The organism is Dyadobacter sp. AC419 (genome assembly GCF_979253085.1).
This window is the reverse complement of the sequence record NZ_CEEDCD010000015.1, coordinates 216,051-237,143: the sequence shown is the minus strand read 5'-3', so window position 1 is coordinate 237,143 and position 21,093 is coordinate 216,051. Positions and strand designations below refer to the sequence as shown.

The following is a 21,093-nucleotide window of genomic DNA, read 5'->3' as shown; positions in this document are numbered from 1 at the left end:
TCACGCAGTTTGCAGTCGCACCGAGGATGGCACGGTGCCGGTGAGTCTTTTGAAATAGTTGTTAAAGTAGGCTGGATATTCAAATCCCAGGGCGTAACCGATTTCGGCAATGGTCCAATCGGTGTGGATCAGCAGCGCTTTTGCCTCCATAATGATCCTTTCCGCAATGTGGGCGCTGGTGGGCTTGCCGGTGATCTCTTTCACGGAGCGGTTCAAATGATTAACATGGACCGATAGCCGGTTTGCGAACTCCTGAGCAGTTTTGAATGGCATCGGCTGATCAATGCTTTCGATTGGGAACTGTCTTTCCAAAAGGTCGAAAAATAGCGTAGCGGTGCGTTCAGCAGCATTTTTATGCTTAAAGAAATTTTCTGCGGGCTGCATTTTCAGCGCTTCATGAATGAGCAGATTAATGTAGTTGCGCATCAGATCGTGCTTAAACAAATAACCTGTGGCATCTTCGGCGATCATTTTCTGAAATATTGTAGCAATGAAGTTGCGCTGCTCCTCGGATAATGTAAAAATGGGCGTCCCTCCTATTTTAAACAAAGGGCTTTCTCTGAAGACTTTCCGAACGTTCATTAACCTTAAAAAAACTTTCTGAAAACAAACAAGTGTAACCCGTGTATTCCTCCGAAATAATCTCCCAAGAATATGGGATATGCGGATTGCCGAAGAACAATGTTTTCGCATCGATTTCAATGCCCCGGTCCGCATACTGCACCAGACTTTTGCCCGTCACAAGGCAGATTTTATAGAAATCTTTCCGGTTATAAGTTCTCACAACACATTCATCAGCCTTAATTTCAAAAACCTTGAATCCCTGGGTTCTGAGCTCAGCACCAAATTCGGAAACGGGTGGAATGTTACGGTCTTTCATATTTTCAACGAATTCTTGCCTGGCTTCAAGGTAACTGATTTGCCCTTCCAAACAAAGCTCCCGGAAGTCTTTTCAGGCAGATTAATCTCCGCCTGGATCTCGCCTTGCTGTACTTTGTAGCTCACTGAAATGGTGCCGTTCGGATGCGGCATTTCGCCGCTAATGTCTGTGATGGAACCTAAATGTGGTGTAATTTTTACTTTTAGCAAAACCGGCTGCATCGCTGTCAATGCCCAAAATTGTCCTGAAAAATTCGATGTTAGGACTCGCCCCCCATGCATGGCAATCTGAGCGGGACGTGCTTACATCCGACGTCTCGGCCCAGGTGGTAAGGCCGAGCTCCATATTCTCGCGCCATTTACCCAGCCAACTCATGTAGTCATCGCCAAGCCCGGCTTTGGTAAGCGCCTGGTGCAGGTAGAATTTGAAGTAAATCGATGCAGGCGCCAGACTGGTGTCAGCCAGCATTTTGCTCGCCAAAGGCTTTGCCTGCGTGGGCGCAACCACGCCCGACAGAATTGCCAGCGAATTGGCGTGCTGGGAGTAGTTGTCTTTCTCACGCGTGTTGGCAAAAAGCCCTTTACCAGCGTCCCAATATTTACTTTGAATCGTCTTTTTCAGCTGTGCAGCCCGGCTGCGGTACCGGGCTGCGAGCTCTTTCAGTCCCAGATTTTCTTCCAGATCTGCCGCCAGCTGATACGTCCAAAGCAGCTGCATATCCAGCACGGCCGATTCACCATTTTTGCCGGTAGGCGCCATTCCAAAATCCCATCCCTTTCCCTGCGACCAATCGGTGAAAACCCAATAAGGGACGTTTTTCAACGAACCGTCGGCCTGCTGGTAACGTTCGAAAAAAGAGAGCACCTGCCTTGCGCCGGGCAGTTTGTCTTTGATAAAAAGGCTATCGGGCCGGTACATATAATAATCGTGCAGCATAGCCACCCACCAAAGCGAGAATGTCGGGATTTGCTGGTGCAGATCCGTCGGGTAGCGGCTCAATGTAATGCCCTCGGCAATGCGGGAATGATCCATCAATGTCAGCGCATTGCGCACCATGCGGTCATCGCCGGCATTGTACATCGATACCAATGCTTGAATCCGGGCATCGCCAATGTATTGCAACTGCTCATAGTAAGGACAATCCATGTAGGTTTCAAACGCGCAAAGCCGGGCCGTCCGCCAGCCGATTTCCATCATCTTGCCCATTTCAGGATTCTGGCTTACAAGCTTTGCCTTTTGCTCGAAAGGATAACCCGTGAATGTGCCGTAAATGTCATCGATCACCAACGGATCTGCCTTAGTTTCGATCACCAGCTGAATGTAGCGGTAAGTCCGCCAGCTCAGCGGTGTATATTGCTGGTTAGCGCCGCCGCTCGACCGAATGCTGTCTGTTCTGCCGACAAATATCTTTTCGTCAATTTCATTGCGGTTGCCTTTGGGAAGCATGGGCAGCCGGGGGCTTTTCAAAACCTCTTTTTTACCAATGTACAGACCTTCCGAATAGCCCATCGAAATGCCGGCCTCCTTGCCGCCGCTGAATTCCAGCGTCGGGTAAGCATTCGTCAGAAATCCCTGATCGAGCAGAATCGTCGCCTTCGTGTTCGCGGGTATCGTAACGCTTTTTTTAGTGGCAGGAAATCCGTCCGGGACCTGCATTCCTTCGGATTTTCGGGTGGCCGAAAGGCGCTGACCACTCATTTCCATCTGCGGGATCTGCGATTGCACCAGCATCCAGCCGGAAGAATTCACGGCTGCATCCTTGGTTACGCCCGGGCCGATCTGCCTTGCTTTTACCCATTTGCTATCATCGTATCCTGCTTTCTCCCAGCCGCTTACATGCACATTCATATCCACCAGCTCGGCCGGACCGGCCACGTAATAGCCCGGCACCTTCACAGAAAGTGGCTGGTAACTTTCGTCCTTGATCGTTTTCCAGCTTTCATTGGTGTTCAGGATTTCTTCGGAAGCCGTATTTCCCTGCAGGATAAATCCGGTCAGGTAAGAGATCTGCGACTCAGGTTTTGACCGGCCTTCATTCCAGACAACAGCTGAAACAATGTTGCTCCCGGCATTCAAAAAAGGCGCAATGTCAACCGTTTCGAAATTCCAGAAATACAGATCGCCCCTCGCTGGCCCTTGCGAAACATGTTTGCCATTGACAAAAAGCTTATAACGGTTATCCCCCGAAACGTGCACCACGAATGAGGCAGGCTTGGAGGCGAGTTCGATCGTTTTTCTGAATTTATATATCCCGTAATCTTTCAGGCTCAAATCCGAAGACGCCGTAAACCGGTTTATCGGCCTGCCCGGGCCGGTGATCCACTGCGCTTTCCAGGGCTTTTGTAAAAGATCGTCGGTTAATTTCGCGGTCGGCTGGGTCGCGATCGGCCGGGCCGCTGTCGGCTGCGCCTGCAAATGCGCAGTGCAAAAACAGAAAGCTAGCAGGGAAACGTATATTTTAAATCTCATTTGAAATTCCATTTTTTTACAAAAAGCGGACAACTGCTATACTTTACCGAGTGAGCGCCAAGTAGCCAATTCCTGAGCGAAGCGGTCATTGATGACCTCGCATTTTGTATCAATGCGCATCGTGGGCCTGTCTTTCAGGTTGTAAGCAGGCCATTCGGGCACATCTTTGGTGGCTGGTTTGCCGGTTTTTGCAAATGTGGTCCAGAGCTCAGCAAAATGATGAGAAGCCACAAAACGGTCGGGATTATTTCCACCAAAGAAGCTTTCCTTCGGCGCAGAGCCGTCGCGCGGTGGGGCCTCATTATTGAATTTGAACGAAATGTCCATCGCGTGCGGCGTGCCCATGGCATAGTCCGTGCCTGGAATCTTTTTCTCCGATTTATAGCCGAAGTTATAAAGGTAAACCGGCGCGCCGCCTTGTTTTACTTTTCTTTCCGCAATGGTCACTGAGCCGAGGCCCATCATCGCAATGGATGAGATTGCGACGAAAATATCCGGTGCTGATGCTTTGGGATTTGCATTCCGATACGTTTCGATCAACTTATCTGTGTTCTCACCGTAGCGGGGTTCAAGTTTCTTTTTAAGTCCCTCAAAGTCAATTTTGAACGATTCAGTATCTTTTCGTTCCCAGGCAAAAAACGTATGTTCGTCTTCATTCCAGCCGACAAGCAATGGTTTGTTTTTAGAGATTTCCGGCGCGACGGGATCAAATGGATGCTGCGGCAGCACAACGCCGTCGACAACCGGACCGAAACCACCTGCGTTACGCTGCATGGCCTCTCTATTGTTGTTTTTTTCAATAAATGGCGGAACAAATGGCAACTTGGCCTGCATTGCGAGCAAGTCCGCCGCCGGAATATCGAGCAGCTTCTTCCAATCTTTGGGAGCAATGTTAAGCTCTTTCAAAAGCATGGCTGTGGTTTCCGCTGCCGTTTCTTTTGTAGTCATCCGCACGCCCGGACCGCTTTCGATAGACGCTTTATTGAAATAAGGCGCAGCGGCTGGCATCGTGTACAAACAAGACGTTTTGGCTCCCCCACCCGATTCGCCGAAGATCATGACATTATTCGGATCGCCGCCGAACTGGGCAATGTTCTGATTCACCCATTTTAGTCCGTCGGCAATATCGAGCATGCCCATGTTGCCCGAACCAGCATAGTCCGGGTCAGCGATTTCGTCCAGATAAAGGAAGCCCAGCAAGCCCAGACGGTGATTGGTCTGCACGACGACCACATCAAAATTCCGCGCAAGATTAGACCCGTCCTGACTTTGCGACGCACCCGATCCGCCTACAAAACCACCTCCGTGGCTGTAAAACATGACAGGTCGTTTTTTGTCATCATTCGCTGGCGTCCAGACATTGAGAAACAAGCAATCTTCCGCCGGAGCCGGCTCATTTCTTCTTGGCGGCTGGATTGCCGGCGCGCCAAACTGCGTTGCATCCCTTACGCCCGTCCACGGCTGCAAAGGTGCCGGGCGGCGAAACCGTCGATCCCCCGATATTTTCCCACCATACGGAACGCCTTTAAATACATTGACACCATCGTTGCGGACACCCTTAATTTTCCCTGTATTGATCTCAGCTTCAATAAATTCGTCAGGCCAGCGCGCTGTCGTAAAACCAAATCCGGCCGTGGCGGCCACTGCGCCTGCGAGCGAGAGTTGGGATAAAAAAAGTCTCCTGTCAATGGTGTTCATAGTACTCGAAAGGCTAGTTGGTTCGGAAAACTGCAAAATGCACGGACAGCAAGAATACAAGATAATACAGAAAAAGTCTAATAGCGATTACTTACCTGTTGATAAGAAATAGTTATCAGCGTCTATACATTACGGTTTCGGATTTGTGGAAAGCACGTTCCTTCCAATTGCTTTCCTAGGAAATAACTGTCTCAATTCACCCAAAACTTGTCTCCTATACCATGAGACTTTAAAAACTGATAATAATTTTATTTTTTTGTCAATTTATCATATCTTGTCTTAGTAACTGGCGGTTAAAAAGTGTGTTGAAAAATCCCAAACCTTCAAAAGACAAGCTGTGATGAAATCGACTTTTTACCTTTTTTGGATAGTGATTGGTGTTTTGCTCTCCACCTCAGAAGCATTTAGCCAAAGTAAGTTTACGGTTTCAGCAAACCTGGCCCCATTCTACGGCTATTCCAAATACACTGTGGAGGCGATGCTGCCGGAACCAGGTGGCAGCGGTGCCATTACACCGCAATTGCTGCGATCTGAGTTTTACCCAAAAGGGTTTTGGGCTGGTGTAAATGGCAGATATTCGTTTTCCGAAAAATGGTCGGCGTCAACTGGCTTGTGGTTTATTTATGCGAGAGTCAGCAAAGCCGGCACCAAAACCCGCTCCCGTAACTTATCTATTCCGCTTGTTGCGAATCTTCAGGTGTCTGAGAAAAAGCTTTCCCCATACTTTTCGGCAGGTGCATTATGGAATTTTGGCACAACAAGCCGAATGACAATCCCCGACTTCGGAACCGTTACCTTCAAAGCGAATCGCAATGTTTCAAGAATATCGCCACTCATCGGAGCTGGTGTAATTTACCATACTGCAGAGCGTTTGTCGCTAGTCGCGCAGCCGACGCTCACTTACGCAATCCAGCCGTCCGATATCAATGTCCACGCCTTTCAACTGGGCCTTAACTTACAATTAATGGTTAGACTGTGAGCCGGTTAAGCTATTTCCCGTTCTTCCACAACTCGGCATAAAAAAACTGACGACCACAACCGTGACCGCCAGCTTCAAATGCTATTCCAGCTAATTATTTACTTTTATCAAGACTTTTTACGTGCTCAGCGTGCGCTTTTAGCACCGGCAAAGTTTTATCGATAAAAGCTTTAAGCTCTGTATCTTTCACTTCTTTTTGCGCATTTTCAAAAAGCTTCACAGTTTCGTCGTGGTCTTTTTTCATCTGCGTAATGTAAGCTTTGTCAAAATCGCTTCCGCTCATTCCACCCAGGTCAGCAGCGGCTTTTTGCTTTTCCTCATTTGGTGCGGAAGGCAATGTGATGTTTTTGCTTTTAGCCAGCGTTTTCAGTTCCTCATTTGCTTTTGAGTGATCCGTGATCATCTGTTTTGCAAATGCTTTGACTTTCGGATCAGTCGCTTTGTCACCTGCAATTTTGCTCAATGCAACTTCTGCCATTCCGCCGTTCGCGGCTGCTACTGCAAATTCAGCGTCGTCGCCCATGGCCGCTGAGGCTGAGTCGGTGGCTACGCTGTCTGTGCTTGCCTCGTTTGTGCTGTCGGCAAACTCGGTTGTGTCGGTTGTTTCAGTCGATTTGGACCCGCAGCCCCATAACATGGATATGGTTGCGACCGCCATAAAAGTTGATGCGATTTTCATTTTTTATGATTGTTTAAGTGGTGATAAAAATTTATTACGCCTGAAAAAACAGGCATAAGTCGCACTTGAACATCAAAAAGCATGCCTGCGACGATCATCGCCCCGCGACTTCTATTCGCTCCAAGGCGAATGCAGGATGCATTCACAGAAATTTTTCCGCTCGAAATTGGGGATCATGTAAGCGCACACATCCGCCTTAATGTTGCCAAAAGTCGTATCCGTTTTGTGTGCGAAACCTGAGAAAAAGGTGGGGATAATGCGGTTTTTGAAGTCGTTGCGCGGGAAAGCAGTGACGATTTCTTCCCGCTGCTGCTGGCTTAGCAGGTCATAACCTTCGCCCATCACATCCAGTCCGACGCCGGAATAGAGCAGTGCAACTTCTGCCTCTTTATATTCTGCAACGCCAATGGTTGTGTGCAATGCGATCGCGTCCCAAACGAGCTGCAACGAATCTTTTGGCACACCATTGCTTTTGAGAAAATCACGGGCAGCATTGGCACCGTCGACCTCAAAACGCTTGTCGGGACTGCTGTAATGTTGGGTAAGGCCCAGGTCGTGAAATACGGCGCTGATGTAAAGCAATTCAGGATCAAAAGTCCTTTTTTCACGGTTGCCGTTGAGCGATGCAAAAAGGAAAACGCGGAGGGAATGGTTGTAAATAAACTCGGTTCCATGTTCGAGGAGCAGTTCTGTGGCCTGCGTAGCGAGATTGCTATCGGGAATGCGGATGCCGGCAATGGTTTTCAAAGTGTGAACAGACATAATGCTATCGATTTTTGTTTCGACAAAATTACGTCCGGGCATGCTGGGCGGGAATGTCAAATTCTGCGAATCACCTGCCAAAATTCACAAAACGCATCCGGTAATCCTGGGGAGACATTAATGTATTCTTTTTGAAAAAATGACTGAACTGCTCGGCAGTGCTGAAACGCAGCTGGTAAGCGATCTCCTTCACAGGTTTTGTAGAAAATTGCAGCGAACGCTTTGCTTCTGCGGTAAGCTGACCGTTAATGATTTCTTTCGCACTCTTTTCCGCCGCAGCGTTTGCAAATATCAGTAAGCTGACGGGCTGATACACTGAGTGCGAGTGCATAAGCGCTCACCTCGTGCTCCGTTTCATATTTCTCACTGACGAGCTCGACAAACCGACGGTAAAGCTGCTTTTCAAAACCATCAAAACCAGCGCCCGACTCCGCATTGACATTGGCGATCTTAATCATGATGATTTTCAGATACGCAGCCAGGGCATCCAGTTTATTGGCATAATCCTCGGCAGAAAACTCGCTGAGGAGCGTTTCAAACAAAGAATTTAATGCTTTTAAATTGCCTTCCGACAAAAGCAAACATTGATTTTCAGCAGCATTATTAAATAAAACAGCCTTACAATTACTCGCACTTCCGGGCGCTTTTTCCCAAAAACAATCCCCAAAACTAAGCTGATAACCTTCGGCATCCGAGACATTGACATAACGGCAAACCTGCCCTTTCCCAAGCAAAAAAAGCTTCGGACCATCAAATGGAAATGCCACCCCATCCACCTCAACAACGCCGGTAGCATTTTCCACCAAAACAATGCGATGGTAACCCAGCCTTTCGCTCGCGTCAGCGGACAAAGGCAAATCCCTAAGCCTCCAAATGGAAAAAGAATCCCTTATATCATTTTCAAAATGAACATTCATACAAAGCAGCGTAATGTTTGGGAAATGAGATTGGCGTGGTTAAAGTTCAATCAACTCCCCCACTCACTTCCCCTCAATCAACCACTCACGCATCGCTGATAAAAATATTTCCTGTTGATCGATGAATAAGGTGTGTGAGCTGTTGTTGAGATATTTGACGTGGTTGGCTCCGATTGTTTGGCTTAGTTCGGCGATTTGTTCGGGGGAATAGAGGCCGTCTTGTTTTCCGTATAATGCGTAGAGCGGGAGCCGTTGCTTGCGCAGATTTTTCAGTTTTGGCGTGATATTAATGTTGTGCCTCGTTTCATGCTTCCAAAATGTGGATACGGCTTGCTCGTTTTTTACATATCCGGTGATCAGCGGGTCGGTTTTGTAAGTTGCGTAAAGGGCTTTTGCTTGGTCATTTGGCGTGGCCAGGGTGAAGAAACCGTTTGTTGATGCGTGTTTGAAAACCAATGTCCGGTAGGACAGCGAATTTGTGTCCAGCCGGGATATCGATGCCAGCTCGTTCAAGTTTACAGAGTCTTTTTTGTTTTCATAAATAGACTTTGCATTATGCAGAATGGTGTCGTAAGATCTCTGCTGGGATACTAACGCGCTGCACAGAACCAGAGATTCAACCATTTCCGGATGCTGTTCAGCAAATTGCGTGGCGACCAAACCGCCAAAACTGAATGCAAGCAAAGAGGCTTTTGTCAATTTGTATTGCGAGTAAATGCGTTGCAAATCGACGAAAGCTTCATTGAAGTCCATTCTGGCATTTTTGTCTGCGGATCGTCCTTCCCCTCTGCGATCATAAATTATCACATAAAAACCCTTCTCTGACAGCAGCTTAGCAGTTGTTGCTTCAAAAAATACACTGCTGCTCCCCGGGCCGCCGTGTAAGAATATAACCGGCCGGTCCGTTTTTTTCCCAAATGCGCGACTGTAAAGATCCTGTGACAAGCTTATTGAGGGAATTGTAAAAATGAACAGGAGCAGCGCAAATATCTTCATGTCAATGTAGTGAAAGGTTTTGCGAAGATAATTCATCCTAAAACAAGACCCCCTCATCCTCCGAAACAGTTTGCGGGATATATGTGCCGGTTGTGTCTGTGGGCACTTCTTCACAGGCGAGGGTGAAGTTTTCAGGTTTTTTGAATGCTGTTTTTTTGTATTGTTCTAAGGTTCGGTCGGCGTAGACATTCTTCATATATAGGCCCCACGCGGGCAATGCTGCGTGCCCGCCCTGGCCGAGCGCCATCGTTCTGAAATGGATTTGCATGTCTTCGCCGCCAACCCATATTCCCGAAACGAGGTTTTGGGTCATGCCCATAAACCACGCGTCCGAATGGTTTTGTGTCGTTCCTGTTTTTGCCGCAATTTCGTTTCCGTCCGTGACGCCGTAGGATCTCAGCCGTGCCGCTGTTCCGCCTGCATCTTCCACTGCCCCGCGCATAAGATAAAGCATGTTGTAAGCCATTCCTTCACTCAACTCCTGATTTTGTTTTTGGTGAAATTCCTGCAAAACATTGCCGTCACGGTCTTCAATCCTTAAAATGGAAAGCGGCTCGGTGCGGTAACCACCATTGGCAAATGCGCAATACGCATTGACCATTTCATACACCGAAACAGAACTTATGCCCAGACAAAGCGACGGAACTTCATCCAGCTTGCTCGTTATGCCCAGTTTGTGCGCATAATCGGCAACTGTGGACGGTTTCACCATTTGAATAATATTAGCACTGATCGAATTTACCGATTGCCCCAATGCCTGCCTCAGCGATAGCGACTGATAAGTATATTGGCTTGAAGGCGGGTTCCAGTTTCCTTCCACAGGCTGGTCGGTAATGTGGTCGCAGGGCGTCAGAAAGTTCTTTTGCAATGCCGAAACATAAACAAACGGCTTGAATGTAGAACCCGGCTGACGGCGCCCCTGCTTGACATGGTCATACTTGAAATATTTAAAGTTAACCCCGCCGACCCAAGCCTTCACATGCCCGTTGCGCGGATCCATCGACATCATTCCCGCGTGCAGAAACCGTTTATAATAACGGATCGAGTCAATCGGGCTCAGCACCATTTCCTTTTCTCCATCATAAGAAAACACCTTCATTTTATAAGGCCGGCGCATGGCTTTCCACGCCCCGGCTTCTCCGACTTCTTTCTTCAAAGCAATAAACTGCGGCAGCGATTTTACAGCTTTTTCAATAAACCCCGGCACTTCACTGCCATTAGGGTAAGCCCACGGATTGCGGCCTTTCCAATGTCCGTCGAAAAGTCTTTGCTGCTCCCGCATATGCTCGTTCAGCGCCACTTCCATATGCTTTTGCAAACGGGAATCAATGGTTGTATAAATGCGTAAACCGCTGGTTTTCAAATCAAGATCTGTGTCGTTTTCTTCATTATACAATTTAAGCCAGGCTTCCAGATAGCCGCGCATGGATTCCTGGAAATAAGGAGCCAGTCCGGCATTGGGGCCATCGAGCTTGAATCTGAGGTTCAACGGTTTTTCTTTCAGCGCAATGAATTCCGCTGCGTCCAGATAATTGTATTTGACCATTTGAGACATGACAACATTCCTGCGCAGTGTTGCTTTTTCGGGCCGCCTTAACGGATTATGCAGCGATGGATTTTGCAGCATGCCGACGAGCAGCGCCGCTTCGGTCACCGTAAGTTCGCGTGGTTCCTTGCCGAAGTAACTTTTCGAAGCCACTCTGATGCCATACGTGTTGTTCCCGAACGAGACTGTGTTCAGATACATCATCATAATTTCCTTTTTGTTGTATTTGCGTTCCAGGATCACGGCCAAAATCCACTCCTTCGTTTTCATGATAACCGTGTTCACAACGGGCACTTTTTGCAAAATGCCCCGGTATTTGCGGGACCGCGTTTCGAAAAGATTCTTCGCCACTTGCTGCGTAATGGTGCTTCCTCCGCCAGAACTCGCATTTCCCGTAAATATGCCCTTAACCACTCGCAGCATACTGCGCCCATCAATCCCGGAGTGCTCAGTGAAGCGCGCGTCTTCGGTTGCGACCAATGCATTGACCAAAACCGGTGCAAGCTGGTCATACTCAACGCGCGTCCTGTTTTCCAGAAAATATTTACCAATGGATTCACCGTCCTCAGATATGAGCTCGGAAGCCAGTTCACTTTTCGGATTGTCCAGCATAACCAGGTCGGGCATGCCGCCGAAAAGCCAGAACAGATTGACTCTCACTGCAATGATAAAAAACACAAAAAGCGCAACGGATATTCCTGTGAACTTCCAGAGCCGGATTATGGTGCGTCTGTATTTTCCAGGTTGTAATTCGATCATATCAATAATTAGTTATAACGGCCCCTTCTAAACGTTTGCAGGGCTCAATCTGTTGTCTGCGAATTGTTAGCGCCGTCTTTTTGTTGGACTGATATTTATATTGTATAAATGCGTTGCTTAACCGGGAGTTGAATGAAAACATTAATGGCATTGATACTAACAACATTTCTTGCAGCTGATCAGCCGCGTAAGGTTTTTCTTTTCTATACAGAAAGCGGTCTGGAAATGTGGAAAGCGCAGGTAAAATCGCTTGATCCGCATCAGAAAGACGTCCGGGAACGTGACATTGAAGTAAAGTCATTCCCTTACTCCAAGCGCAATGCCGCCGAATGGAACAAATGGGAAATCGACACCACCAAAGCATTCACATTTCTGCTGATTGGCCGTGATAGCGGCGAAAAGCTGCGATCAAACGAAGTTGTAAGCCCGGAAAAACTGTTCGGCTTAATTGACGCAATGCCGATGCGCAGATCCGAGGTAAAAAATTCTCCGAAAAAGTAATTCCTGTACAAATCGGTCATTTCCATTCTATCATTTACGCCTTTCCTTGACGAGTATTGCGATTAAATCGACAATTCGTGATGGAAATACAGAACAAGCCTGCCCTTTACAGCCTGGCATCTTTAACCAAATACTTTCTTAAACTCGGCACATTTGGCTTTGGAGGCCCCGTTGCGCTGATCGGCTACATGCACCGCGATCTGGTGGAAGACAAAAAGTGGATTTCTGAGGATGAATATCGGGAAGGACTTGCGCTCGCACAGCTGGCGCCCGGTCCGCTCGCTGCCCAGCTCGGCATTTATCTTGGTTATGTGCATTATGGCGTCTCGGGTGCTACGTTGACAGGTCTGGCATTTGTGCTGCCCTCCTTTTTGATGGTTGTGCTGCTCGGCATGGCTTACAAATTATATGGCGGACTGCCTTGGATGCAATCTGTATTTTATGGAGTTGGCGCCGCTGTGATCGGCATTATCACATTGAGCTGTTATAAGCTTACGCTGAAATCAATCAGTAAAATTGAATGGCAGGCGATCAAAAGCAGGTGGATATTATGGCTGTTTTTCTTGTTAATGGCCATTGTAACCGCCATCACGCAAAGAGAAGAAGTGTGGCTTTTTATTTTGCTTGGGTTTATTTATATGGTCGTAAAAGCACCGCCGAAGTGGTTACAGAAACGGAACACATCATTATCTGTCTTACTTTTAACCGGAACGGGCTTTTGGCAATATGAGCCGGGAGAGCTTGTCAAACTAGGACTTTTTTTCACGGAGGCGGGTGCATTTGTATTCGGGAGCGGACTGGCGATCATTCCGTTTTTGCAGGCTGGTGTGGTTGGCGAAATGGGCTGGCTCAATGAGCAGCAATTCCTCGATTCTGTCGCTGTGGCCATGATTACGCCCGGACCTGTGGTGATTACAGTCGGCTTTATCGGGTTCCTGGTTTCCGGATTTGCGGGAGCGGCTGTGGCGGCGCTGGGCGTTTTTCTTCCCTGTTTTGTTTTTACGGTTTTGCCAGCGCCTTACTTCAAGAAAATCGCTAAAAACGCGAGCATTAAAGCATTTGTAGATGGCATTACGGCTGCGGTGATTGGCGCGCTCGTCGGGTCGGTTTTCGTCATTGCAACCCGCTCGATTGTCGACATTGCTTCTGCGCTCATTGCTGTAATCACGATCCTGTCATTGATTTACATTAAGAAACTGCAAGAGCCTTATATCATCCTGGCAGCCGCTATTGCAGGATTTTGTATCAAAAGTTTTTTGTAAAAACATTGCATTGATAAGCAAACGGCGATCTCAAAGGTCATCCGTAAAATGCCTTCGTGACTTTTCCTGATCAAATTTTCTTGCATTGTAATCGCCTGATTTGTTTTTTGGAATTGAAAGGCTTTGCCAATTTTCCTGCGCAGCCATCTTTTCCTGGTGCGCGAGCGTATGCTCCCTTATCATTTTGGCTACAAGATGCGCTGATTTTGCTACAATTCGCGGGGTTAATGATCGGAGATTTGTATCGGAAATTCAAATAACAAAAAAATGACTAAGACGATTTTTATAACCGGTGCTTCTGCGGGCATCGGCAAGGCAACTGCAAAACTGTTTGCGGAAAAAGGATGGCATGTTATCGCCACGATGCGTAAGCCAGAAAATGAAAAAGAACTGAACCTCCTGAACAATGTAACATTGCTGCCGCTGGACGTTAACAACCCTGCGCAAATTAAGGAAACGACCGAAAAAGCGCTTGCATTGGGCGAAATTGATGTCGTTTTCAACAACGCAGGTTACGCATTACTGGGCGTGCTGGAAGCGATGACGGACGAACAGCTCGTTGCACAAATGGACACCAATTTCTTCGGCGTGGTTCGTGTTACACAAGCTTTTATCCCCTATTTCAGAAAAAAAGGCTCGGGACTTTTCATTACCACAGGCTCCTCAGCCGGACTGATGGCATTCCCGGTCAGTTCCATGTATGATGCCAGCAAATGGGCTCTTGAAGGATGGAGCGAAAGTCTTTCCTATGAACTCAGTGAGGTGGGCATTCGCATTAAAACGATCGAACCGGGCTTGGTTGCCACCGAAATCGGCGACCGTTCTGTGATGGTTTCTCATCCGGATTATGAATCGTTAATGAATAAATTTGCGGCCCTTTTAACGCCTTCAGATAAAACGACAACCGCGGAACAGATTGCAGAAGTTGTGTATGAAGCCGCCACTGATGGCACCAATACATTGCGTTATGTGTGCGGGGAAGATGCAAAGGCGTGGTATGCGCAGCGCCTGGAAAATGGCGACGAAGCTTTCATGAATGGAATTAAGCAAATGCTTTCTGCTGTTTAATGCTCGAAGCAGCAATTACATTGCCGGTAAATATGTTCACCGTATTTACCGGCTTTAATGCGTAAAAAGTTAATTATGGATCAAAAAACAAAAATCCGGGTCTTTCAATCGATCGCGGATATGCAGCGTGTTTTCGGATTACCGCAGCCATTGCACCCGCTGATCAGCATGCTGGATTATAGTAAAGTAGAGATCACGGCCGAGATGCTGGCAGATCCGTTTGTAATGAATTTTTATAACATTACTTACAATGAATCAGCCGGTTGCAAAATGAAATACGGGCAAACGACCTACGACTTTCAGGCGGGCGGCATGTTTTTCACTTCACCCGGGCAGCCCTTAACAGGCATCCAGACGAGTGCATCAAGCGAAGGATTTACATTGCTGCTGCACCCTGATTTTTTACGGAATTACCCGCTCGACAGCCGGATGAAAAGTTATGGTTTCTTCGGTTATTCTGTAAATGAATCGCTTCATTTGTCCGTAAAAGAGCAAACGATCATCAGCACCATTGCAAAAAATATCGGCGACGAACTTGAAACGGCTATCGATGATGTGAGCCAGGATGTGCTCATTTCGCAGGTTGAGCTGCTGCTGAATTACAGCCACCGCTTTTATAAACGACAATTTATAACGCGCAAACCATTGAATAATGCATTGCTGGAAAAACTGGACGGCATACTGGACAACTATTTCAAGGACCAGACCGCATTGATAAAAGGTTTGCCGACGGTGCAGTTTCTTGCGGACCAGCTGAACATTTCACCCAAATATCTGGGCGATATGCTGCGGTCGTTAACGGGGCACAACACGCAACAGCATATCCATCTCAGAATGATCGAAAAAGCCAAAGAAGTGCTGACCATAAGCGACCTTACCGTGGGTGAAATCGCTTTTCAGCTGGGTTTCGAGCATCCGCAATCTTTCAGCAAATTTTTTAAATCAAAAACCAACTATTCTCCCCTCGAATTCAGAGCAAGCTATAACTGATGGTTTGGGTTTAATGTGAAGGAATTAAAAAACTATTTCGTCACGATCTCAATTTCACCGCCTGTTTTAAACAGCTCATGCGGGATGAAATAGCCTTTATTTTCATTTCCGTTCACTTTAATTGCAGATAATGTTCTCCCGCTGCCAGGCTTCTTAATGGTGAGCGTTTTCCCGTTGCTAGTGCGCCATTTTACTTCATCAAATAAGGGCGCTGTCACGAGATATTCTGGGTCCGTTGCCGAAAACGGATACAATCCGAGTGCCGTGAAAACATACCAGGCCGACATTTCGCCAGCATCATCCATGCCGCATAATGCGAGGCCATTGTCTCCGATTCCATACAGATTGTCGAGAATGTTATCAAGCTGTTTCTGCGATTTTTCAGGCTTATTGATAAAATAATAAGAAAACGGCGCTTCATGATCCGGCTGGTTTCCGTGGCAATATTGCCCGACCATTGTTTCAATGTTCCGGGCAATGTGGTTAGGGTTCCAGGGCACTGTAAATAAAGAATCAAGTTTGGATTCAAAACCTTTGGCGCCGCCATACAAAGCAATCAGCCCAGGCATATCGTGCGGTGCATAGAACGAAACCTGCCACGCGTTTGCCTCGCGATACATGTATTCATAATAAGGATATTGCGGGTCAAACGGCTTGATCCAATCACCATTGGCCAATCTTCCGCGCATAAATCTTGTCGTCGGGTCAAACATATTTTTGTAATTGCCTGACCGCTTCATGAGCAATTTGTAGTTCGCCGTGTCGCCCAGACTTTTCGCCATTTGTGCCAAAGAATAGTCGTCATAAGCATATTCCAATGTTTTGGAAACGCCCGCAGCCGCTTTGGTTTCTACTTCCGGATTTTTAATATCGGAATCCGGAATAAAGCCCAGCTCCTTATATTCCTTAATGTAAGGACGCGCCCCGCCTTCAACATTAGCGTTTTTCAGCAAGATCTGATAGGTGCCTTTTACATCAAAATCATCAATGCCGCGGAGGTAAGCTCCGGCAATCGACGACGCGCCATGATCGCCATGAAAGAATGTCGGAATAAAGCCTTTTTTGTCGCCCACATCTTTCATAGACTTTATCACATCGAGCGTCACCTGCGGCGAAATTAGCCCGAGCAGCACATCTTTGTTGCGGTAAGTGTCCCATAATGAAGGTTCTGTGTAATATGCAAAACCTGTTTTTGCGACTTGCTTCTTGGCATCTGTAAATTCTCCGTTCACGTCACTGCGCAATGCGGGCCATAGAAACGAGCGATACAAACACGAATAAAGCATTTGTTTTTGCTTGTCCGTTCCGCCTTTGACCTCCACCGAGGATAGCAGCGTTTCCCATTTTTCCGTTGCTTCTTTTCTGATCTGGTCAAAGGTTTTTGTGCCAATCTCCTTTTCAAGATTTTCCTTCGCATTCTCGGCGCTCACAAACGAAATGCCGATTTTTAGCTCCACAGGGCCTTTGCTATCCGCTAAATGAACGATTGCGTAACCGGATTTTGCGCCTTCCTCGTTTTCTTCCAGCTTTTCAATGTTGGTGTTCAGGCTTGCATAGAAGTAGATTTTCTCACCCGTTTGCTGAAAACCCTGCACAGCATTGTTACCGATCTTTTCAATGTTCCAGTTGGAGATATTATTGTTGGCTTTGGCAAGATCAAAAAGTATTTGTCTTTGCTTCGGATTTTTAAACTCATATTGGTGAAAACCAGCCCGCAATGTCGACGTCAGTTTAACATTAACCTGATAATCATCGAGATACACTTGATAAAATCCGGGCGCTGCGCTTTCGTTCTTATGACTGAAACGCGAACCGAACTTTGCGCCCGGATTAGACATCGGTAAAATTGGAATGTTACAGAGGTTCCAATGTCCCTTATTCGTGTGCGTGAAAGCCAATATCAGCGAATCTTCATACTCATAACCCGCTCCCGACCCGTATTCCGTCATCGGGCTGAGCTGGACCATTGCATTTGGAAGCGAACTCCCCGGAAATGTCAGTCCAGCCCATGAACGCCAGCCTTCCGGGAGCTTATAACCCAATATTTTCGGGTTGGTCAGCGGGGCGGTTCCGATGAAAGTGTTGACGTATTTTGTGTAAACAGGTTTGTTCTGCGCCTGAATGATGCTGGACGCAATCAGGGAAATAAGGGCAATGTTGACGATGCTTGTGATGTGCTTGCTTTTCATTGTGGACTAAAATTTGGCCGGGAAATATACCGGCCTTTTGTTTTCGATCAAAATTTCATCCGATCGCTTTTACCACAAATCGCACTGCCCCCTATCTCGCCCGACGACGCTGCGGCTTCTTTTCAGCCACAAGGACGTCAACCAATGTTTTCGAGCTGACCATCGGGACTCTCACCTTGCTTCTCGTAACGGTCAAAGTTTTCAGGATATCCTTCCTTTTGAGCCATCGCTTTTCGATCAGATTAATATCACCCGTAGCCAGCACATTTCTAACTGGTTTTGAGAAAATAAGGACATCGTAAACATACTTTTTGAAATAATCGAATGCTATGTAACGATAACCTTTGTCGCCCGCTTCCGGGCCCCCCGAATCACGAATGATGAAATAGCCGCCGCCCAAAACCTGCTTGTCAACCTTATAACCAACAATGGGCACCGTGTGCGCGTAATCCAGGGATTCAACATTGCTTTTTTCAGAGAATCGGCGCCGCCAGGCCTGGTAATTCTTTCATTGTGTAATCCGTGCTGCTTGCCCCGTATCCCACTGCAACGGGACTTTGCGCATCCAAAGTTGTCATGATCCGGCGGAACTGATCGTCCGATAATCCAGGTTTTCCAGCGGAATTGTTCGGGCCCAGCAGCACTTCCGATTCCAGCATTTTATTCTTTTTCCCTTTTTCCAGCAATGCCAATGTCGCGTCCGAATCGTCTTGTAACAATGCCGTATTAATGGGATTTACTGTCAGATAAGGCATATCCTTTTCATCCACGATCCCAAATTCCTCATAACCCATTGCCGCCTCGCTGAAAAAATAGTTATCGGCTTTGTCCGTAGAAGCGCGGCGGGCAGCAGCGGCCAGATATTCCTCAGAGAAGTCTGTGTTTTTCAGCCCTTTCGCACGCGCCGTCCAGAATTCAATTAAAAAGGTGGTGGCGAAAATGGTGCACGTCCCGCGCGGCGCCTGGTTCCTTACAGCCATGCCCATTTGGTCAATCTGCGGACGCAAATCAACAGATGCATTTTTGAGATACGAAAAGTCCTGCGCCTGCAAATGTGTGACAGAAAGCGCGGTGGCAGCCATTGTTGACATCAATACATTTTTCATGATCATTGGAGTTTTAAAATTGATATGATCAAATGTATGTTGCGGTTGCGCCAGCGATCATTTTAATCGATGAAGGGCATGCTAAAATCGATAAACGAATGTGCCTGGCGGGGACAAGTGATTAGTTTCGGTTAACAGCTGGCTTTCCTTGTCAAATGATTGAGTGAAGCGGGTAGCAAGGGTGATAAGCAATTAAACGTGGTTTCAACATTTAGCTAAAAACAATGAAAAAACTCATTACAATGTGTTTTTTGAGCATTCTGCTTTTTCCAAAACATGTTACAGGTCAGAAAAATGAGTCGGTAGTTTGGGAGATTTCGGGAAATGGTTTGCCTAAGAAATCCTACATGTTTGGTACGGTGCACATTGCTTCGGCCAATTTGCTGCAACGCTTTCCCAAGATCATGAACCTGGCAAAATCGGCTGATTTTGGGTTGTTTGAAAAAGGTGGAGATGCGATTGGGAATGTGGAGCAAGCGGATGTTTACTCGCCGCCGCTGGATTCGATTTTTACACCAAGCGAGTATGCCCTTGTAGACAGCTTTTTTACAGCGTCAACTTACGGAAGCATTAAACCGCATAATAACGATGCATCATTGCAGGCAATGGCGCAAGCAGTTATGATGATTAAGAATAAAGAGACGAATAAGCAGGATATGACATTCGATGATTTCCTGCATTTCGAAATGGAGCGCATGAACAAGCCGACTTTTCAACTCGACGAAACGGGTCAAATGGCGCGGCAGGCAACGAAGACTGATCATCGGCAGGTTGCACAGGCAATCGTTCTGTTAATTCAGCATGATCTTTAAGGAAGAAGAAATTACAACCCCGGATCTTTATGATCCGAAAAGCTTCCACGACTCGCTGCGAAATGATTTGATGCTAAATCAGGAAGCCAGCGCACATCTTAAAGATAATACGGTCGAAAGACACGGCTTATGGTTACCCAAAATCATAACCAAAATGAATGAAGGCTCATGCATGATCGTAGTCGGACTCGCACATTTGAAGTTCAAAACCGGCCTCATCCAGCTGCTTCGGGATAAAGGATTTGTTGTGCAGGAAGTCGCCGGTCTGGAAGAATGCAAATTAGCATGAGGGATCGATAAGCGTGAAAGGAAAACCATTCCTGCGACGCTATTCTGACCAAACTTTCAATTCTCTTGTTTGACTTGGTTCAAATCAGGACCAATGCGGGTGGATACATTCAGAAGCATTAGTTTTCAACGGTTATATAACTCCATTTTTGCAAAGAAATCATTGAACATCAACTGAATATCGAGACTGTCGTAAACACGGATATTGCGGCCGGCTGCATTGTATTGATATAATCCCTGATCCGTAATCACAGGCGCAGGAAGCAACGCATAACGGCTCGATGAAGGATCTGCTTCGAAAGACGATTGGAGCGCAGTCAGCAAAACAAGCGGGCTGTCACCCAGAATGTAAGTTTCGCCCACATTGACATATTTCACGATCCGCTCCATGAGCACTTCGAGCGATTTCGTCAGATATTCCCCCAATGCACCCTTTGTTTTCACTTTCACCAACAATTCCGAATAGGGCAAAAGCGCTTGCCGGTAGGCATTCCTGGGAACCTGCCAAACCGCGACTGTGGACTTATTGAACACAACTTTTGCGGCATGGATGTCGATGCCCAGATTGTATTCAAGCGGCGTGAAATGCGGCGGCGGCACAGCCAGCGTGGAATGCTCAGGTCCGCCAATCCATATCAATGTGAGTCGGGATGCAATCGCTGGCTCAGTTAGTAATGCACTTGCAATTTCGGTCAGTCCGGCGCCGCAGACCACATATAGCGGCAATTTTGTATCCGTGCGCATGGCCTCCCGGATGATGAATTCAACCGCCTTGCTTTTGACTGGTGTGCTGTCATTGACCATGCCTGTATTTGAGCCCGCTATGACCGGAATTTTCCCATCCATTTTCAAAACTTTGAGCAGCTCTATCACTTTTGCAGCAGCATTATCGGCCTGGGTTTTGGAGTTATCAAACCCATCGCCGGGTTTCAGATGTGAGCCTATAATGCCCCTTACCTCGGCAGAAGGCGAAAGCAGCTGATGCACAATTTGAAAAAGACCATCCGGATCGCCGCTGAAATCGTTATCAACGATGACCCGCATCCTCGGCTGCACGTAATTATTTTTGAAAACATTACTTTGCTGTGCCCGCAGCTGCACCGCTGCTGCACATAAGAAAAGGATTGCAAACGTCAGATGAGCAAGTGTAGATTTGGGCATATCTTGAATGTTTCTGTTCATTCCAAATGTC

Annotated in this window: 22 protein-coding genes and 1 pseudogene; 7 read left to right on the top strand and 16 right to left on the bottom strand. The window is 47.2% G+C overall.

Annotation, left to right across the window (positions count from 1 at the left end):
* Genes AC0IYG_RS08485 through AC0IYG_RS08465 form a run of 5 tightly spaced genes read right to left on the bottom strand, consistent with a single transcriptional unit; the run spans window position 1 to window position 5,047 of the window.
* The gene (locus AC0IYG_RS08485) at window positions 1–549 is read right to left on the bottom strand and encodes a helix-turn-helix domain-containing protein (RefSeq protein ID WP_471710664.1); all 549 of its coding nucleotides are present in this window, start codon (window positions 547–549) and stop codon (window positions 1–3) included.
* Window positions 542–880 (bottom strand): hypothetical protein, encoded by a 339-nt coding sequence (locus AC0IYG_RS08480; RefSeq protein WP_471710663.1) that lies wholly within the window; start codon window positions 878–880, stop codon window positions 542–544. Before AC0IYG_RS08480 ends, AC0IYG_RS08485 begins: the two co-directional genes overlap by 8 nt.
* Entirely contained in the window at window positions 877–1,005 is a 129-nt protein-coding gene (locus AC0IYG_RS08475) for a hypothetical protein (protein WP_471710662.1), read from the bottom strand. Before AC0IYG_RS08475 ends, AC0IYG_RS08480 begins: the two co-directional genes overlap by 4 nt.
* A gap of 34 nt (window positions 1,006–1,039) precedes the next feature.
* Window positions 1,040–3,349 (bottom strand): alpha-L-rhamnosidase-related protein, encoded by a 2,310-nt coding sequence (locus tag AC0IYG_RS08470; protein WP_471710661.1) that lies wholly within the window; start codon window positions 3,347–3,349, stop codon window positions 1,040–1,042.
* A gap of 36 nt (window positions 3,350–3,385) precedes the next feature.
* Window positions 3,386–5,047 carry a carboxylesterase/lipase family protein gene (locus AC0IYG_RS08465; protein WP_471710659.1) on the bottom strand — a complete coding sequence of 554 codons (1,662 nt, stop codon included), beginning with the start codon at window positions 5,045–5,047 and terminating at the stop codon, window positions 3,386–3,388.
* 340 nt (window positions 5,048–5,387) lie between these two features.
* Between AC0IYG_RS08465 and AC0IYG_RS08460 the strand changes: the two genes are divergently transcribed.
* Window positions 5,388–6,026: an outer membrane beta-barrel protein gene (locus AC0IYG_RS08460; protein WP_471710884.1), complete on the top strand. Its 639-nt coding sequence runs from the start codon at window positions 5,388–5,390 to the stop codon at window positions 6,024–6,026.
* Window positions 6,027–6,120: 94 nt separating this feature from the next.
* Here the strand turns inward: AC0IYG_RS08460 and AC0IYG_RS08455 are convergent, their stop codons facing one another.
* The 6 genes from AC0IYG_RS08455 to AC0IYG_RS08430 all read right to left on the bottom strand — a co-directional run bounded on the left by AC0IYG_RS08455 (window position 6,121) and on the right by AC0IYG_RS08430 (window position 11,685).
* Window positions 6,121–6,705, bottom strand: coding sequence for a DUF4142 domain-containing protein (locus AC0IYG_RS08455; RefSeq protein WP_471710658.1), 585 nt, complete (start codon window positions 6,703–6,705; stop codon window positions 6,121–6,123).
* A gap of 111 nt (window positions 6,706–6,816) precedes the next feature.
* Window positions 6,817–7,467, bottom strand: a complete 651-nt coding sequence (locus AC0IYG_RS08450) for an HD domain-containing protein (RefSeq protein ID WP_471710657.1) — start codon at window positions 7,465–7,467, stop codon at window positions 6,817–6,819.
* 70 nt (window positions 7,468–7,537) lie between these two features.
* Window positions 7,538–7,798 carry a helix-turn-helix domain-containing protein gene (locus AC0IYG_RS08445; RefSeq protein WP_471710656.1) on the bottom strand — a complete coding sequence of 87 codons (261 nt, stop codon included), beginning with the start codon at window positions 7,796–7,798 and terminating at the stop codon, window positions 7,538–7,540.
* Window positions 7,713–8,384, bottom strand: coding sequence for a hypothetical protein (locus AC0IYG_RS08440; RefSeq protein WP_471710655.1), 672 nt, complete (start codon window positions 8,382–8,384; stop codon window positions 7,713–7,715). Before AC0IYG_RS08440 ends, AC0IYG_RS08445 begins: the two co-directional genes overlap by 86 nt.
* A 63-nt stretch (window positions 8,385–8,447) precedes the next feature.
* The gene (locus tag AC0IYG_RS08435; protein ID WP_471710654.1) at window positions 8,448–9,380 is read right to left on the bottom strand and encodes an alpha/beta fold hydrolase; all 933 of its coding nucleotides are present in this window, start codon (window positions 9,378–9,380) and stop codon (window positions 8,448–8,450) included.
* A 37-nt stretch (window positions 9,381–9,417) separates the two neighbouring features.
* Window positions 9,418–11,685, bottom strand: coding sequence for a penicillin-binding protein 1A (locus tag AC0IYG_RS08430; protein WP_471710653.1), 2,268 nt, complete (start codon window positions 11,683–11,685; stop codon window positions 9,418–9,420).
* Between the two features lie 132 nt (window positions 11,686–11,817).
* Between AC0IYG_RS08430 and AC0IYG_RS08425 the strand changes: the two genes are divergently transcribed.
* Window positions 11,818–12,186, top strand: coding sequence for a DUF4174 domain-containing protein (locus tag AC0IYG_RS08425; RefSeq protein ID WP_471710652.1), 369 nt, complete (start codon window positions 11,818–11,820; stop codon window positions 12,184–12,186).
* Window positions 12,187–12,266: 80 nt separating this feature from the next.
* A complete protein-coding gene (locus AC0IYG_RS08420; protein ID WP_471710883.1) occupies window positions 12,267–13,448 on the top strand; it encodes a chromate transporter in 1,182 nt (393 codons plus the stop codon).
* A 30-nt stretch (window positions 13,449–13,478) separates the two neighbouring features.
* On the opposite strand, the gene AC0IYG_RS08415 is transcribed toward AC0IYG_RS08420, so the two are convergent.
* Window positions 13,479–13,631, bottom strand: coding sequence for a hypothetical protein (locus AC0IYG_RS08415; RefSeq protein WP_471710651.1), 153 nt, complete (start codon window positions 13,629–13,631; stop codon window positions 13,479–13,481).
* Between the two features lie 84 nt (window positions 13,632–13,715).
* Here AC0IYG_RS08415 and AC0IYG_RS08410 point away from each other — a divergent pair, with 84 nt between their 5' ends.
* Together AC0IYG_RS08410 and AC0IYG_RS08405 are read left to right on the top strand one after the other, a co-directional pair.
* Entirely contained in the window at window positions 13,716–14,516 is an 801-nt protein-coding gene (locus AC0IYG_RS08410) for an SDR family oxidoreductase (RefSeq protein WP_471710650.1), read from the top strand.
* A gap of 75 nt (window positions 14,517–14,591) precedes the next feature.
* Window positions 14,592–15,506, top strand: a complete 915-nt coding sequence (locus AC0IYG_RS08405; RefSeq protein ID WP_471710649.1) for a helix-turn-helix domain-containing protein — start codon at window positions 14,592–14,594, stop codon at window positions 15,504–15,506.
* Between the two features lie 32 nt (window positions 15,507–15,538).
* On the opposite strand, the gene AC0IYG_RS08400 is transcribed toward AC0IYG_RS08405, so the two are convergent.
* The 3 genes and pseudogenes from AC0IYG_RS08400 to AC0IYG_RS08390 form a co-directional block, all read right to left on the bottom strand.
* Window positions 15,539–17,695, bottom strand: a complete 2,157-nt coding sequence (locus AC0IYG_RS08400) for a GH92 family glycosyl hydrolase (RefSeq protein WP_471710648.1) — start codon at window positions 17,693–17,695, stop codon at window positions 15,539–15,541.
* Between the two features lie 91 nt (window positions 17,696–17,786).
* A pseudogene (locus tag AC0IYG_RS08395) lies at window positions 17,787–18,158 on the bottom strand (hypothetical protein); the annotation flags it as partial.
* A 10-nt stretch (window positions 18,159–18,168) separates the two neighbouring features.
* Window positions 18,169–18,801 (bottom strand): C1 family peptidase, encoded by a 633-nt coding sequence (locus AC0IYG_RS08390; protein ID WP_471710647.1) that lies wholly within the window; start codon window positions 18,799–18,801, stop codon window positions 18,169–18,171.
* A gap of 224 nt (window positions 18,802–19,025) precedes the next feature.
* On the opposite strand from AC0IYG_RS08390, the gene AC0IYG_RS08385 reads away from it, so the two are divergent.
* Both AC0IYG_RS08385 and AC0IYG_RS08380 read left to right on the top strand, forming a co-directional pair.
* Window positions 19,026–19,613, top strand: a complete 588-nt coding sequence (locus AC0IYG_RS08385) for a TraB/GumN family protein (protein WP_471710646.1) — start codon at window positions 19,026–19,028, stop codon at window positions 19,611–19,613.
* Window positions 19,603–19,902: a TraB/GumN family protein gene (locus AC0IYG_RS08380; protein ID WP_471710645.1), complete on the top strand. Its 300-nt coding sequence runs from the start codon at window positions 19,603–19,605 to the stop codon at window positions 19,900–19,902. The genes AC0IYG_RS08385 and AC0IYG_RS08380 overlap by 11 nt, the downstream gene beginning before the upstream one ends.
* A gap of 125 nt (window positions 19,903–20,027) precedes the next feature.
* Here AC0IYG_RS08380 and AC0IYG_RS08375 read toward each other — a convergent pair whose 3' ends face one another.
* Complete coding sequence (locus tag AC0IYG_RS08375) at window positions 20,028–21,062, bottom strand: nucleoside hydrolase (RefSeq protein WP_471710644.1); 1,035 nt, start codon at window positions 21,060–21,062, stop codon at window positions 20,028–20,030.
* Between the last annotated feature and the right edge of the window lie 31 nt (window positions 21,063–21,093).

Coding starts and splice junctions, on each gene's coding strand:
- AC0IYG_RS08480 (WP_471710663.1), bottom strand. CDS start 880: ATGAAAGACCGTAACATTCCACCCGTTTCCGAATTTGGTGCTGAGCTC.
- AC0IYG_RS08400 (WP_471710648.1), bottom strand. CDS start 17,695: ATGAAAAGCAAGCACATCACAAGCATCGTCAACATTGCCCTTATTTCC.
- AC0IYG_RS08415 (WP_471710651.1), bottom strand. CDS start 13,631: ATGATAAGGGAGCATACGCTCGCGCACCAGGAAAAGATGGCTGCGCAG.
- AC0IYG_RS08430 (WP_471710653.1), bottom strand. CDS start 11,685: ATGATCGAATTACAACCTGGAAAATACAGACGCACCATAATCCGGCTC.
- AC0IYG_RS08390 (WP_471710647.1), bottom strand. CDS start 18,801: ATGAAAAATGTATTGATGTCAACAATGGCTGCCACCGCGCTTTCTGTC.
- AC0IYG_RS08445 (WP_471710656.1), bottom strand. CDS start 7,798: ATGCACTCGCACTCAGTGTATCAGCCCGTCAGCTTACTGATATTTGCA.
- AC0IYG_RS08425 (WP_471710652.1), top strand. CDS start 11,818: ATGAAAACATTAATGGCATTGATACTAACAACATTTCTTGCAGCTGAT.
- AC0IYG_RS08450 (WP_471710657.1), bottom strand. CDS start 7,467: ATGTCTGTTCACACTTTGAAAACCATTGCCGGCATCCGCATTCCCGAT.
- AC0IYG_RS08465 (WP_471710659.1), bottom strand. CDS start 5,047: ATGAACACCATTGACAGGAGACTTTTTTTATCCCAACTCTCGCTCGCA.
- AC0IYG_RS08375 (WP_471710644.1), bottom strand. CDS start 21,062: ATGCCCAAATCTACACTTGCTCATCTGACGTTTGCAATCCTTTTCTTA.
- AC0IYG_RS08410 (WP_471710650.1), top strand. CDS start 13,716: ATGACTAAGACGATTTTTATAACCGGTGCTTCTGCGGGCATCGGCAAG.
- AC0IYG_RS08405 (WP_471710649.1), top strand. CDS start 14,592: ATGGATCAAAAAACAAAAATCCGGGTCTTTCAATCGATCGCGGATATG.
- AC0IYG_RS08440 (WP_471710655.1), bottom strand. CDS start 8,384: ATGAATGTTCATTTTGAAAATGATATAAGGGATTCTTTTTCCATTTGG.
- AC0IYG_RS08470 (WP_471710661.1), bottom strand. CDS start 3,349: ATGAGATTTAAAATATACGTTTCCCTGCTAGCTTTCTGTTTTTGCACT.
- AC0IYG_RS08380 (WP_471710645.1), top strand. CDS start 19,603: ATGATCTTTAAGGAAGAAGAAATTACAACCCCGGATCTTTATGATCCG.
- AC0IYG_RS08455 (WP_471710658.1), bottom strand. CDS start 6,705: ATGAAAATCGCATCAACTTTTATGGCGGTCGCAACCATATCCATGTTA.
- AC0IYG_RS08385 (WP_471710646.1), top strand. CDS start 19,026: ATGAAAAAACTCATTACAATGTGTTTTTTGAGCATTCTGCTTTTTCCA.
- AC0IYG_RS08420 (WP_471710883.1), top strand. CDS start 12,267: ATGGAAATACAGAACAAGCCTGCCCTTTACAGCCTGGCATCTTTAACC.
- AC0IYG_RS08435 (WP_471710654.1), bottom strand. CDS start 9,380: ATGAAGATATTTGCGCTGCTCCTGTTCATTTTTACAATTCCCTCAATA.
- AC0IYG_RS08460 (WP_471710884.1), top strand. CDS start 5,388: ATGAAATCGACTTTTTACCTTTTTTGGATAGTGATTGGTGTTTTGCTC.